Here is a 13,271-nt window from a genome sequence, read left to right as displayed (position 1 = left end):
TTTGTGGGGCAGGCCACTTAAAATTGCTGCGCCACATGATCTGGCACTTTTAATAAAATGACTTTGCCAGTCGCGAGACATAAAAAAAGCGCACCCGGGGGTGCGCTTTTCTTTCAGCCGTCAGCTAATTGTCAGGCTGGCAGACCCAATCCGCGCGGCAGAGGAAACGCGATGTTTTCCTCGATGCCTTCGAGCGCGCGCACGTTGCGTACACCCAGCTCGCGCAAACGCGCGATCACGGCTTGCGCCAGCACTTCCGGCGCGGACGCGCCAGCCGTGACGCCGATGCGGCGCTTGCCTTCGACCCAAACCGGGTCGATCTGGTCGGGCGAGTCCACCATATAGGCGGGCACGCCGAGCTTTTCAGCCAATTCGCGCAACCGGTTCGAGTTCGAGCTATTCGGGCTGCCGACCACGATCACGACATCGCACTGCGGCGCCATGAACTTCACCGCGTCCTGCCGGTTTTGCGTGGCGTAGCAGATGTCCTGCTTCTTCGGCTCGCGGATGGACGGATATTTGGCCTTCAGCGCACCGATGATTTCAGCGGCATCGTCGACCGACAGCGTGGTTTGCGTGACGAACGCAATGCGCTCCGGGTCGTCCAGCTGCAAGGCCTGCACGTCTTCGATGTCCTCGACCAGATGCATGCCCTCGCCGGCCTGCCCCATGGTCCCTTCGACTTCCGGGTGACCCTTGTGGCCGATCATGACGATGTCGAAGCCGTCCTGACGCATCTTCGCGACTTCGATATGCACTTTGGTGACGAGCGGACAAGTGGCGTCGTACACCCGCAGGCCGCGCGACTCGGCTTCCGAGCGCACCGCTTTCGAGACGCCGTGCGCGCTGAAAATGACCGTATTACCCGACGGCACTTCTTCCAGCCGCTCGATGAAGATCGCGCCCTTCTTGCGCAAATCTTCGACGACATAGGCGTTATGGACGATTTCGTGGCGCACGTAGATCGGCGAACCATGCAGTTTGATGGCTCGCTCGACGATCTCGATGGCCCGGTCTACGCCCGCACAGAAGCCGCGCGGTTGCGCGAGCAGGATCTCGGTTTCGGCAAGAGTCGTTTCCGTGATGCTCATGTTTACAAGATTCCGATGATTTTCACTTCGAACGCCAGCGCCTGGCCGGCAAGCGGGTGATTGAAATCGAACAGCGCAGAGGTTTCGCCAACTTCCTTCAGGACGCCGGCGTAGCGACCGCCACCCGGCGCGTTGAATTCGACCAGATCGCCCGGCGAAAAATCCTCACCGATCATACTGTTTTCACGCAGCGTGGCCAGCGACACGCGCTGGATCAGCTCCGGGTTGCGCGGACCGAACGCCTGACCCGCGGGTAGCTGAAAGGTCGAATGGTGCCCGACCTTCAAACCCAGCAAAATGTCTTCCAGCGGCGGCGCGAGTTGACCGGCTCCAAGCAGCAGCGTGGCCGGCTTGTCGTTGAAGGTATTGATGACTTCGGCGCCATCGGCAAGGGAAAGCCGGTAGTGAAGCGTCACATGGGAACCGGGTTTCACTTCGGAAATGTCGATGATGCTCATGCAGTGCTCGCTCAGTCGAAGCGCGCTCCACGCGTGCGCCGCGGGCGCAGTCGACGCGTGTGGCAAACCGTCGGCATGCCGTGCGCAAAGCGCCTATTGTAAGCCACATAACGGACGGCGGCTTGGGTCTGTCGTGCGCGCGGCGCGACGACCGCCCGCGCCGCGCCACCCCCAATCCACAGCGGAGTACCCCTATATATATGGCAGATTACGCCCCGATGACTGACCCAACGCCGCTGGAAACCGTCTCCCGCCAGACGCCCGTACGCGTCAAACGACCGCGCCCGCGACTCGTTCGCGGCAAATGGCTCAAGCGGGATATGCCGCGCGAGCGCCTGATCGAACTGGGGCCCAGCGTATTGTCGGATACCGAGATGATCGTGCTGGTGCTCGGCTCGGGACTACCCGGCCGTGACGTGTTCACCGTCGCGACCGCCCTGCTGGAGCGCTTCGGCTCGCTGCGCGCCATGCTCGATGCGTCCTACAGCGACTTCGAGGGCCTGCACGGCATCGGTCCTGCCAAGAAAACCCAACTGCTCGCCATCATGGAAATGGCGAGGCGCTCGCTGATCGCGAAGCTGCGTGAGCGTCCGCTGATGAATTCGCCAGACGCGGTGGAGAATTATCTGCGCCTGCGGATCGGCAGTCGCCCGCAGGAGGTATTTGTGTCGCTTTACCTCGACGCGCGGCATCGCTTGATACACTGCGAGGACAGCGCAGCGGGGACGTTGACGCGCATGGCCGTCTATCCGCGCGAGATTGCGCGGCGCGCACTGAGTCTGAATGCCGCCAGCCTGATCGTCGCGCACAATCATCCGTCTGGCGTCGTGGAGCCGAGTGCCAGCGACTGCCGTCTCACGAGAACGCTGCGCGATACGCTCGCGCTGATCGACGTACAACTCGTCGATCACCTGGTGATCGGGGCCGATCAGGTTTACTCCTTTGCCCGCGCCGGTTGGCCTTGAGAGGGCCTAAACCTGGGTCGCGACGGCGCTACCCCATGTTCGCCATCGCAAATAAGGTTTGATTTTGCGGCTTTTTTTCCGCTATAATTCCGGTTTGCCTATTTCCAACCCCCTGTTCCGAAGCCATTAAGGCGTTCCGGCAAGGACCTAGCGACTTCAGTTTCACGACTCAAGCGCGGCTCTTCTCGGGAAACTTTCACGGCGTTCGAACTCAGAATTAGCGTATTAGGAGTGCTCTCATGGCACGCGTATGCCAAGTAACTGGGAAAGCGCCGATGAGCGGCAACAACGTTTCCCACGCGAACAACAAAACCAAGCGCCGGTTCCTTCCGAACCTGCAAAACCGCCGTATTTGGGTGGAAAGCGAAAACCGTTGGGTGCGTCTGCGCGTCTCGAACGCCGGCCTTCGCCTGATCGACAAGAACGGTATTGACGCTGTGCTCGCAGATCTGCGCGCACGCGGCCAAGCCTAAGGAGTAAATCATGGCGAAAGGCGCACGCGACAAGATCAAGTTGGAATCGACCGCAGGCACGGGTCACTTCTACACGACCACGAAGAACAAACGCAACATGCCGGAAAAGATGCTGATCAAGAAGTTTGATCCGGTCGTCCGTAAGCACGTTGACTACAAGGAAACCAAGATTAAGTAAATCTTGGCTCCTGCCTGACGAAGGCAAAGACATGCAAAAAAGCCTCGCATTCGTGCGAGGCTTTTTTGTTTGCGCTTTGGTTTTTTATCGCGCGCCACCCTGCGCGCGGAATGCCTCCTTAGATTTCCCCCGCTCATCGCAGTCAACAGACTTATACCGTTTGGCCAGCTTTCCCTCATCCGTCACGACGCGTATGCTTTCTCGTTTTAGCGACGAGCCGCGATAGCTCGTCGTCACGGCAAAAACGAAAGCGGAGATGGTGGCAATGGAATTCGATGTGGCGATTGTCGGTAGCGGCCTGGCTGGATTGAGCGTTGCGCTTAATCTCGCCGAGACGCGGCGTGTTGCAGTGGTCGCCAAGCGATCGATGACCGAAGGTGCGAGCGATTGGGCGCAAGGCGGTATCGCGGCCGTGCTTGACTCCGCGGACAGCATCGAAAATCACGTGCGCGATACGCTGATCGCCGGAGGCGGTCTGTGCGACGAAGCGGCCACACGCTTCATCGTCGAACATGGGCGCGCCGCGATCGAATGGCTGATCGAGCAAGGCGTGCCGTTCACCAAAGACGACGCCGCCGAACTCGGTTTCCATTTGACGCGCGAAGGCGGCCACAGTCATCGACGGATCATCCATGCGGCTGACGCTACAGGGCACGCCGTGGTCGCCACGCTCAGCGAGCGCGTGCGCAGCCACCCGAATATCACCCTGCTCGAAGATCACTACGCGATCGACCTGATCACGTCCGACCGGCTTGGTTTGCCCGGCCGCCGTTGTCACGGTCTTTACGCGCTCGATCTGCCAAGCGGCCGCACCGTGACAATCGAAGCGCCGCATACCGTGCTCGCCACCGGCGGCGCCGGCAAGGTGTATCTGTACACCACCAACCCCGACACAGCGACCGGCGATGGCATTGCAATGGCATGGCGCGCCGGCTGCCGCGTATCGAACATGGAATTCATCCAGTTCCATCCGACCTGTCTTTTCCATCCGTACGCCAAGTCGTTCCTGATCTCGGAAGCCGTGCGCGGTGAAGGCGGCATCCTGAGACTGCCGGACGGGACGCGCTTCATGCCGAAGCACGACGAGCGCGCCGAACTCGCGCCGCGCGACATCGTCGCGCGGGCGATCGACTTTGAAATCAAGAAGCGCGGTATCGATTGCGTGTACCTCGACATCAGCCATCAATCGCCTGAGTTCCTACGCGAACACTTTCCGACCATCCTGGCCCGCTGCATGGAGTTCGGCATCGACATTACGAAGGAAGGGATTCCGGTCGTGCCGGCGGCGCACTACACATGCGGCGGTGTCGTGACGGATCTGGCAGGACGCACCGATCTGGCCGGGCTCTATGCGGTCGGCGAGACGTCGTGTACAGGCCTGCACGGTGCTAACCGGCTAGCCAGCAACTCGCTGCTCGAATGCCTCGTGATCGGACGCTCCGCTGCGCAAGCCATCGAGGAAGAAGGCTTCAGCGCCGCCGTTCACGCGCCGCTGCCTGACTGGGACGAGAGTCGCGTCTCCGATCCGGACGAAGAAGTGGTGGTTGCGCACAATTGGGATGAGCTGCGCCGGCTGATGTGGAACTACGTCGGCATCGTGCGCACGGACAAGCGGCTGGCGCGCGCCAAGCATCGGCTCGCCCTGTTGCGCGACGAAATCCACGAGTACTACGCAAACTTCAAGGTGAGCCGCGATCTGCTCGAGTTGCGCAACCTGGTCGATGTTGCTTCGTTGATTGTCGAAGGTGCGCGATCACGGCGTGAAAGCCGTGGCCTGCACTTTAGCCGCGATTGGCCGGCAACCTTGCCCAAAGCGCTGCCGACCGTCCTCTCGCCAGAGAACGTGCGCAATCGCAACGTGTGATCGAACCCGAGTTCAGATCGAAGTGAAAAAGCCATCGCCGAATTGCTCCGACGATGGCTTTCTATCCACTACGAGCGGTTCGCCTGCTTGCCCTAGACAATCCGCATCGAGTAATCGGTTGCGCGCACGTCTTTGGTCAGCGCACCGATCGATACGCGGTCCACGCCGGTCTCTGCGATCGTGCGAACCGTATCGAAATTGACGCCGCCGGATACTTCGAGCACTGCACGACCCGCCGTCATCCGCACCGCTTCGCGCATTGCATCGAACGAAAAATTGTCCAGCAGGATGGATTGCGCGCCGTGCGCCAAGGCAATGCCCAACTGCTCAAGCGTCTCGACTTCGATCTGGATCGACACACCCGCATTCAACTCAAGCGCAGCATCCATCGCTGCGCCGACGCCACCCGCTGCCGCGATGTGGTTTTCCTTGATCAGAATGCCGTCGTACAGCGCGAGCCGTTGATTCACGCCGCCACCGACGCGCACCGCGTATTTTTGCGCGAGCCGCAAGCCCGGCAAAGTCTTGCGTGTATCGAGGACTCGCGTTTGCGTATGCGCGACGGCATCGACATATCGACGCGTTGCACTCGCCACGCCAGAGAGCAGTTGCAGAAAGTTCAACGCGTTGCGCTCCGCCGTCAGCAGCGCGCGAACCGGACCACGCATGTCGCACACCGGCGTGTTCGCGGTCATCCGGTCGCCCTCGCGGTACCGCCACGTCACCTCGATGCGTGGATCGACCTGCTTCATCACCGCGTTGAACCAGGGCACGCCGCACAACACTGCATCCTCGCGCACGATGATGCGCGCTTCGCGCACGTCGTCGACGGGCACGAGGCGGCCGGTCTGGTCGCCTGTACCGATATCCTCCGCCAGCGCGTCGACAACGTTGCGCGCTAAGGCGGCGTCGAATGCCGCGCCGTATTGCGCGTAAATTTCGTCGAACAGCGGAGACACCGCGTCGACCTGATTGCGCTCCATTGCCCCCATTACGCCGCCCCCACGTTTGAATACAGTTGCGCGTCGCGCGCAAGGTCGCCGCTAGCCTGCACACGCTTCTTGTGACGCGCAGCAAAGTCGAGCATGCGGTCGATCGGCAGACGCGCCCGCTCGCCAAGCGCACGGTCGACGAAAATTTCGTTGTGGCCTCGCTCGAGTACCTCAGCGAGGTTAGCGAGGCCATTCATCGCCATCCACGGACAATGCGCGCAGCTCTTGCAGGTTGCACTGTTGCCCGCCGTCGGCGCCGCTATCAGCGTCTTGCCGGGCGCGGCGAGTTGCATCTTGTGCAGAATGCCGAGATCGGTTGCGACGATGAAATGCGTTGCGTCGAGTTTTTGCGCGGCGTCGATCAACTGGGTGGTCGAGCCGACCACGTCCGCCAGCGCCACGACATTCGCCGGCGACTCCGGATGCACGAGCACCTTCGCGCCCGGATATTCAGCGCGCAGCAGATCGAGTTCGATGGCTTTGAATTCGTCGTGCACGAGACACGAGCCCTGCCACAACAGCATGTCCGCACCGGTCTTGTTCTGAATGTAGCTGCCAAGGTGGCGGTCCGGTGCCCAGATGATCTTTTCGCCGCGCGCGTGCAGATCGGCAACGATTTCCAATCCGATCGACGACGTCACCATCCAGTCCGCGCGCGCTTTGACCGCCGCGCTGGTGTTCGCATAGACGACTACCGTGCGGTCGGGATGGGCGTCGCAGAAGGCCGAAAATTCGTCGACGGGACAGCCGAGATCGAGCGAACAGGTTGCGTCGAGATCCGGCATCAGAATGCGTTTGTCCGGACTCAGAATTTTCGACGTCTCGCCCATGAAACGCACACCCGCTACGACCAGCGTTTGCGCCTCGTGATCGCGGCCGAAGCGCGCCATCTCGAGCGAGTCGGCGACGCATCCGCCCGTCTCGTCGGCCAGTTCCTGCAATTCCGCGTCGACATAATAGTGCGCGACGAGCACCGCCTTCTCCCGCTCGAGCAACGCGCGAATGCGTGCCTTGAGCGCCACTTTCTCTTCTTTCGACGGCTCGTCGGGCACCTTCGCCCACGCCTGCCCGATCCCGCAGGTCATACCCTGCGCATGTGGCCGGTCGTATTCGACGGTCCTGATCGCCTGCTGATCCATGATCTCCTCTGCCCTCGCTCTGCCGCTGCGGACTGTCAATTGCGTGTTACTGCAATTTCCGCGGCCCAAAAAGCAAAACCCCGCCAACGCGGGGTTTTGTGACGTAACGAGATTTTAATGGATTTCGCTATCAGGCATATCGACGCAGTCGCAGCGCAAATTCCTGCAGCGCCTTGATGCCGCTCTGCTCGGCGCGGTGGCACCAGTCCTGCAACTGGATCAGCAACTGGTCGCGCGATGCGTTCGAGCGCTCCCACATCGACGCGAGTTCGTTGCGCATGTCGATGTAGGTCTTCAGTTTCTGGCTGTTCGCGAAAATCTGCGGCAGCTGACGCTTCTGCGGTTCATCGAGGCCTGCTTCTTCCTTGTGAAACCAGCTGCGCGCGCCACGCATCACCTGATACTTTTCACGCGCGCCGACTTCCTTCAGATGCGCCAGCTCCTGACGATACGCGCGCTTGAGCGCCTTGCCGTAGCGCGCCATCACTTCGTAGCGGTTGGCGAGCACGGCTTGCAGCGTGTCCTGATCGAGCACCAGCTTGCCGGTGGTCAGACGCGGCGTAGGCGCAACCTTCTTCACCTTGGCCAAACGGAACGCCGACATGATGCGGATGTACATCCAGCCGATATCGAACTCGTACCACTTGTTCGACAGCTTGGCCGACGTCGCATACGTGTGATGATTGTTGTGCAACTCTTCACCGCCGATGATGATGCCCCACGGGAAGATGTTCGTGCTGGCGTCCGACGAATTGAAGTTGCGGTAGCCCCAGAAGTGCGCGAGACCGTTGACCACACCGGCCGCCCAGAACGGGATCCACACCATCTGGATGGCCCAGATCGTCAGACCGACGACGCCGAACAGCGCCACGTTCAGCACCATCATCAGGCTCACGCCGAGAATCGGGTACTTCGTGTAGACGTTGCGCTCCATCCAGTCGTTCGGCGTGCCGTGACTGAACTTGCGCATGGTTTCTTCGTTTTTCGCTTCAGTGCGATACAACTCGGCACCTTCGAGCAGCACCTTCCAGATGCCGCGCGTCTGCGGGCTGTGCGGATCTTCTTCGGTCTCGCACTTGGCGTGGTGCTTACGGTGAATCGCAGCCCACTGGCCGGTCAGCATGCCGGTGGTCATCCACAGCCAGAAACGGAAAAAATGACTGACGATCGGATGCAGCTCCAGCGCGCGGTGCGCCTGGCAGCGATGCAGATAGACCGTCACGCCGATGATCGTAATGTGCGTCGCGATCAGCGTGTACACCACGAGTTGCCACCACGAGAAGTGCAACAGACCGTGGGCAAGGAAGTCGAGCAAAGAATTCAACAAGGCAATTTACCTGTGGAACGAGAGACACGAGGCACGCGCAAAATACGCGTGTCAAGAAAGTGAAAGCATACAGCTGGATTGGACGACATTCTACTTGAAGCGTTCCAAGTGTTTGTAACAAATAGGAATTTTTTGTTCGGCATCAGCAAAGTGAGACTGCCGATGAGCCCTATGAGACTCTTCCGGATTCCGAAAGTGCCCGTCAGCGGGCGTTGTCCGCCTGATTCGCCGCGGGCGCGGTCATTGTTACCGGATGCGGCATCGCGTCGCTGATGTTGCCTACGATCCGCACTTCGCGCTGAGCAAACGGAATCGAGATGCCATGTTCGGAAAACAATCGCCAGATATTGCGATTGACTGCTGAGCGCACGCCCGAGGTTCCCGTCGCGGCCTCATCGATCCAGAAGCCCAGTTCCAGATTGATGCCGTCGGCGCCAAAGCTCGCCAGATAGGGCGTAGGCGCCGGCTCCTGCAGCACGCGAGGCACGCCCATGGCGGCCTCGGCCAGCAGCGCCATGGCGCGCTCCACGTCCGACGTGTAAGCGACCTGCACCGCCACTTTGGCGTAGCCGCGAGTCAGATAGGACGACTGGTTCTGCACCACGTCCGTAATCAGCTTCTCGTTCGGGATCAGCGTCTCGATGCCGTCCAGCCCGCGCACCACGGTATAGCGGGTACGAATCTGCGTGACCATGCCCTGCAGGCCGCTCACGTTGATCGTGTCGCCGATCCGCAGCGAACGGTCGATCAGGATAATGAAGCCCGACACATAGTTGCTGGCGATCTTCTGCAAACCGAAGCCGAGCCCGACACCCAGCGCGCCGCCGAACACGCCCAGCACGGTGATGTCGATGCCGACCAGCGAGAGACTGATCAAAATCGCCGCCAGCACGAACGCCGCCCGGCCGACGCGCGCCACGACCACCTTCAGATTGGCGTCGAGCGTGGTCGCGCGCATCAGGCGGTCTTCGAACGCGGAGCCGAGCCACATCGCGACGATCATCGTCACGCACACCCACAGCAGCCCGGTGACGAGCGACAGCAGCGTCATATGGGCATTGGCGACGCGGAAGTGCACGCTGCCCATCCAGCCGATCACGTCGTCCTGGATGCCCATGACGGTAAGCACCATGCCGATCCACACGACCAGCGAGACGGCCTTTTCCACCAGGAACAGCATCGGATGGGTTTCGCCGTCGTGGCTAAACACCCGTCGCGCGAAGAAAAATACGATGTAAATCAAGCCGATACCGAACAGCGGCACCAGCGCGAGATCGAGTAGCGCCGTGTGCATGAACGGCGCGGTGATCGTGCGCGCGAGCCACACGAGCACCGCACCGATCAGCGGAAAGAATGCGCGATCCAGGCTTTCGGCACCGAAACGCAGCGTCTGATAACGCGTCTGGCGGCGCAGATCCAGCGCGCGGCGCAACACGCGCGCGACCAGCCACGCGATCAGGAGCGTGCCGAGCAGAACGCCGACCTGCCAGAGCATGACCGGCTGGCCGAAGTCGCGCGCAAGATCGCCGAACACGTGAGAAAAGATACGGTTTTGCATGATGTCGCCGAAATCGCCGGCGCACAGCGGGTCATGATGCGGACCCACCCTGCGCCGGCAAAAAGCCTGTGCGGCTTGTTAGCTCTGGCGTTCCAGCACGGCGGCGAAGAAACCGTCGGTTGCGTGGCGGTGCGGCCACAGCGAAAGATAGTCGCCCATTTCCAGGTCGATACGCTGTTCGGCCAGCACGTCGCGTGCGGGTACCAGCGCAAAGTCCGGATGATCGGCGAGGAACTGCTGCACGACCGCTTCGTTTTCCTCTTCGAGAATCGAGCAGGTCGCGTAGACGAGACGGCCGCCCTTCTTCACCAGACGCGAAGCGCTGGCGAGAATCGACGCCTGCTTCGGTGCCAGCTCGGCCACCGAATCCGGCGACTGACGCCACTTCAGGTCCGGATTACGGCGCAACGTGCCCAAGCCGCTGCACGGCGCGTCGACCAGCACACGGTCGATCTTGCCCGCGAGGCGTTTGATCTTGGCGTCGTGTTCGCTATCGATCAGCACCGGATTCACGTTCGACAGCCCGCTGCGCGCAAGGCGCGGCTTGAGCTTGGCCAGACGACGCTCGGAGATATCGAAAGCGTACAGCCGGCCGGTGGAGCGCATTGCCGCGCCCAGCGCCAGCGTCTTGCCGCCCGCGCCCGCGCAGAAGTCGACGATCATCTCGCCGCGCTTGGGCGCGACCAGCGAGCACAGCAGCTGGCTGCCTTCGTCCTGCACTTCGACCCAGCCGTGCTGGAACGCGTCGAGCTTGGTGAGCGGCGGCTTGCCGACCACCCGCACGCCGAACGGCGCGAACGGCGTCGCGCCGCCCTCGATGCCCGCCTTCGACAGCGCGTTCAGCACGTCGTCGCGGCTCGCCTTGATCGGGTTCGAGCGCAAATCCAGCGGCGCCGGATAGTTCAGCGCGGCGGCCAGTTGCGCCAGCTCGGCGGGTTCGAAACGCTTGGCCAGCGACTGGTAGATCCAGTCGGGCAGATTCAGGCGAATCCGCAGCGGCAGGGTTTCCGGGTCGATCTTCGACACATGTTCGAGCCAGCTCAACTCCGTTTCCGACACGAATGGCTTGAGCGCGGTACGCCCCGCCGTCTGCATCAGGCCCAGCAGCGCCATGCGTCGCGCCGGGCTACCGGCGCCGCTTTCGGCCAGGTGAGCGAATTCCATGCGGCGACGCAGAACCGCGAACACGGCCTCGGCGATCACGCCGCGCTCGCCGTGCCCGAGCTTCGGATGGGCGCGGAAAAAGCGGCTCGTGGTGGCGTCGGCCGGACCGGTGAGTTTCAGGACTTCAGCCAGCAAAGTCTCGGTTTGTCCAATCAAAAAACCATGCAATCTCATGCGCCCTCTCCGGCGGTGTGACCGGCAAAGAGCCATTGCGGCTCTGACGGCGTAAGCGTGACACGCAAGCCGTCGAGAGCAAGACGCCCTTCGACGAACCAGCGCACCGCGCGTGGATAAATAATATGTTCGGTTGCCAGCACGCGTTCGGCGAGCGTGGCGGGGGTGTCGCCTGCTACTACGGGAACCGCCGCCTGCGCGACGATCGGCCCGTGATCCAGCTGCGACGTGACAAAATGCACCGACGCGCCGTGCAGCCGCACGCCGGCGTCGAGCGCCTGTTGATGGGTTTTCAGGCCCGGGAAGCTCGGCAGCAGCGACGGATGCACATTTAACATGCGTCCAGCGTAATGGTCGACGAAACCGGCTGTCAGCACCCGCATGAATCCAGCGAGTACCACCAGATCCGGCGCGAAACTGTCGATTTGCCGAGCCAGCGCCGCGTCGAAGCTGTCGCGCCCGGGATACTGGCGATGGTCGACCACCGCCGTGGCAATGCCGTGCGACGCCGCGAACGCAAGGCCCGCGGCGTCCGGACGGTTGGCAATCACAGCGGCGACTTGCGCGGCCCAAGCCTCGTTCGAGCAGGCCCGGACGATGGCTTCCATGTTGCTTCCCCGCCCCGAAATCAGGATGACGAGTTTTTTCATCCGCGGATTTTATCATTCGGAGACCCTGAAACCGCGACGCGCCGCCGTCTGCCGCGCCGAGCGTTTATAATCGTTTGTTTTGCGGCACCCCGGCCGCCCTACTCCAACCCGCTATCGTGAGAGTCTTCCGCGGTCTTCCCAATGCTGAAAGCCGTGCGCCCTGCGCACTGACCATCGGCAACTTCGACGGTGTCCACCGCGGCCATCAGGCTTTGCTCGCGCGCGTGCGCGAAGCCGCCGATGCGCGCGGCCTGCCCGTCTGCGTGATGACCTTCGAGCCGCACCCGCGCGAGTTCTTCAATCCGGCCGGTGCGCCGCCGCGCATCGCGATGTTGCGCGACAAGCTCGAGGCGCTGCGCACCAACGGCGTCGATCGGGTGGTGGTCGAGCATTTCAACCAGACCTTCGCCAGCCAGTCGCCGGATGCGTTCGTGGAACGCATCATCGTCAACGGGCTGCATGCGCGCTGGGTGATGATCGGCGACGACTTCCGCTATGGCGCGAAACGGGCGGGCGATTTCGATTCGCTCAAGGCAGCCGGTCAACAGCACGGTTTCGAAGTCGAGCAGATGGCCACGGTCGCCGACCCATCGGGCGCGCGCATTTCCAGCTCCGGCGTGCGCGCCGCACTGGTGGCAGGCGACCTCGATTCGGCACGTTCCGCGTTGGGCCGCGATTATCTGATCAGCGGCCACGTCGTGCACGGCATGAAGCTCGGCCGCGATCTCGGCTTTCCCACGCTCAATCTGGCGATCGCTCACAAGCGGCCGGCGCTGTCGGGCATTTTCGTGGTGCGCGTGCACGGCGTAGCGGACGAGCCGCTGCCGGGCGTTGCAAGCCTCGGTTTGCGCCCCACCGTCGACGATTCCGGCCGCGTGCTGCTCGAAGTGCACCTGCTCGACTGGCACGGCGACGCGTATGGCAAACTCGTGCGCGTCGAATTCCTGAAGAAGCTGCGCGACGAGGAAAAGTACGTCGACCTCGAAACGCTGACCGCCGCCATCGCGCGCGACGTGACCAACACCCGCGCCTGGTTCGCGGCCGTTGGCGCCGACACGCCGGGCAGCCGCTCAACCGGCTTCGCCACCTCGGCCACCGACCGAATTAGATAGCCGCCGTGGTCCGTGCGCGCGCTGAGCGCCGCACGGACCCGCGCTGCGCGCATCGAAGGGCGTCCGTGGATCACGCGACATGCCTGCCGGGCGCGCCCCACGCTCACGCGCAACGTGCGCAACCCG

General features: G+C 62.2%; 13 protein-coding genes. 5 read left to right on the top strand and 8 right to left on the bottom strand.

Annotated elements, in window-relative coordinates:
* Positions 1–131: 131 nt before the first annotated feature.
* Both ispH and FQ705_RS30700 read right to left on the bottom strand, forming a co-directional pair.
* Positions 132–1,091, bottom strand: coding sequence for a 4-hydroxy-3-methylbut-2-enyl diphosphate reductase (ispH, locus tag FQ705_RS30705; RefSeq protein WP_144148239.1), 960 nt, complete (start codon positions 1,089–1,091; stop codon positions 132–134).
* 2 nt (positions 1,092–1,093) lie between these two features.
* Positions 1,094–1,549, bottom strand: coding sequence for a peptidylprolyl isomerase (locus tag FQ705_RS30700; protein WP_144148237.1), 456 nt, complete (start codon positions 1,547–1,549; stop codon positions 1,094–1,096).
* 200 nt (positions 1,550–1,749) lie between these two features.
* Here FQ705_RS30700 and radC point away from each other — a divergent pair, with 200 nt between their 5' ends.
* From radC to nadB, 4 genes are all read left to right on the top strand, one after another.
* Positions 1,750–2,514 (top strand): RadC family protein, encoded by a 765-nt coding sequence (gene radC, locus FQ705_RS30695; RefSeq protein WP_144148334.1) that lies wholly within the window; start codon positions 1,750–1,752, stop codon positions 2,512–2,514.
* A 239-nt stretch (positions 2,515–2,753) separates the two neighbouring features.
* Entirely contained in the window at positions 2,754–2,987 is a 234-nt protein-coding gene (gene rpmB / locus FQ705_RS30690; protein WP_035548063.1) for a 50S ribosomal protein L28, read from the top strand.
* A gap of 10 nt (positions 2,988–2,997) precedes the next feature.
* On the top strand, positions 2,998–3,165 hold the full coding sequence (gene rpmG, locus FQ705_RS30685; protein ID WP_006050116.1) for a 50S ribosomal protein L33: 168 nt from the start codon (positions 2,998–3,000) through the stop codon (positions 3,163–3,165).
* A 265-nt stretch (positions 3,166–3,430) separates the two neighbouring features.
* Positions 3,431–5,029 carry an L-aspartate oxidase gene (nadB, locus tag FQ705_RS30680; RefSeq protein WP_144148235.1) on the top strand — a complete coding sequence of 533 codons (1,599 nt, stop codon included), beginning with the start codon at positions 3,431–3,433 and terminating at the stop codon, positions 5,027–5,029.
* Positions 5,030–5,121: 92 nt separating this feature from the next.
* On the opposite strand, the gene nadC is transcribed toward nadB, so the two are convergent.
* From nadC to purN, 6 genes are all read right to left on the bottom strand, one after another.
* The gene (gene nadC / locus FQ705_RS30675; protein ID WP_144148233.1) at positions 5,122–6,021 is read right to left on the bottom strand and encodes a carboxylating nicotinate-nucleotide diphosphorylase; all 900 of its coding nucleotides are present in this window, start codon (positions 6,019–6,021) and stop codon (positions 5,122–5,124) included.
* A complete protein-coding gene (gene nadA, locus FQ705_RS30670; protein ID WP_144148231.1) occupies positions 6,021–7,160 on the bottom strand; it encodes a quinolinate synthase NadA in 1,140 nt (379 codons plus the stop codon). The genes nadC and nadA overlap by 1 nt, the downstream gene beginning before the upstream one ends.
* Before the next feature lie 130 nt (positions 7,161–7,290).
* Positions 7,291–8,487, bottom strand: coding sequence for a fatty acid desaturase (locus FQ705_RS30665; protein WP_144148229.1), 1,197 nt, complete (start codon positions 8,485–8,487; stop codon positions 7,291–7,293).
* A gap of 202 nt (positions 8,488–8,689) precedes the next feature.
* Positions 8,690–10,045, bottom strand: a complete 1,356-nt coding sequence (locus tag FQ705_RS30660) for a mechanosensitive ion channel family protein (protein ID WP_144148227.1) — start codon at positions 10,043–10,045, stop codon at positions 8,690–8,692.
* Positions 10,046–10,123: 78 nt separating this feature from the next.
* Complete coding sequence (locus FQ705_RS30655) at positions 10,124–11,383, bottom strand: RsmB/NOP family class I SAM-dependent RNA methyltransferase (protein ID WP_144148225.1); 1,260 nt, start codon at positions 11,381–11,383, stop codon at positions 10,124–10,126.
* Positions 11,380–12,033 (bottom strand): phosphoribosylglycinamide formyltransferase, encoded by a 654-nt coding sequence (purN, locus tag FQ705_RS30650; protein WP_144148223.1) that lies wholly within the window; start codon positions 12,031–12,033, stop codon positions 11,380–11,382. The genes FQ705_RS30655 and purN overlap by 4 nt, the downstream gene beginning before the upstream one ends.
* Positions 12,034–12,149: 116 nt before the next feature.
* On the opposite strand from purN, the gene FQ705_RS30645 reads away from it, so the two are divergent.
* Complete coding sequence (locus tag FQ705_RS30645) at positions 12,150–13,145, top strand: bifunctional riboflavin kinase/FAD synthetase (RefSeq protein WP_144148332.1); 996 nt, start codon at positions 12,150–12,152, stop codon at positions 13,143–13,145.
* Positions 13,146–13,271: the final 126 nt, after the last annotated feature.

Origin of the sequence: Paraburkholderia sp. BCC1884 (assembly GCF_900996225.1) — a bacterium.
Classification (GTDB): domain Bacteria; phylum Pseudomonadota; class Gammaproteobacteria; order Burkholderiales; family Burkholderiaceae; genus Paraburkholderia.
This window is presented reverse-complemented; position numbering and strand designations above follow the sequence as displayed.

Excerpts from the sequence above, each read along its gene's own strand:
- ispH (WP_144148239.1), bottom strand. The coding sequence starts at position 1,091 with ATGAGCATCACGGAAACGACTCTTGCCGAAACCGAGATCCTGCTCGCG.
- FQ705_RS30700 (WP_144148237.1), bottom strand. The coding sequence starts at position 1,549 with ATGAGCATCATCGACATTTCCGAAGTGAAACCCGGTTCCCATGTGACG.
- radC (WP_144148334.1), top strand. The coding sequence starts at position 1,750 with ATGGCAGATTACGCCCCGATGACTGACCCAACGCCGCTGGAAACCGTC.
- rpmB (WP_035548063.1), top strand. The coding sequence starts at position 2,754 with ATGGCACGCGTATGCCAAGTAACTGGGAAAGCGCCGATGAGCGGCAAC.
- rpmG (WP_006050116.1), top strand. The coding sequence starts at position 2,998 with ATGGCGAAAGGCGCACGCGACAAGATCAAGTTGGAATCGACCGCAGGC.
- nadB (WP_144148235.1), top strand. The coding sequence starts at position 3,431 with ATGGAATTCGATGTGGCGATTGTCGGTAGCGGCCTGGCTGGATTGAGC.
- nadC (WP_144148233.1), bottom strand. The coding sequence starts at position 6,021 with ATGGGGGCAATGGAGCGCAATCAGGTCGACGCGGTGTCTCCGCTGTTC.
- nadA (WP_144148231.1), bottom strand. The coding sequence starts at position 7,160 with ATGGATCAGCAGGCGATCAGGACCGTCGAATACGACCGGCCACATGCG.
- FQ705_RS30660 (WP_144148227.1), bottom strand. The coding sequence starts at position 10,045 with ATGCAAAACCGTATCTTTTCTCACGTGTTCGGCGATCTTGCGCGCGAC.
- FQ705_RS30655 (WP_144148225.1), bottom strand. The coding sequence starts at position 11,383 with ATGAGATTGCATGGTTTTTTGATTGGACAAACCGAGACTTTGCTGGCT.
- purN (WP_144148223.1), bottom strand. The coding sequence starts at position 12,033 with ATGAAAAAACTCGTCATCCTGATTTCGGGGCGGGGAAGCAACATGGAA.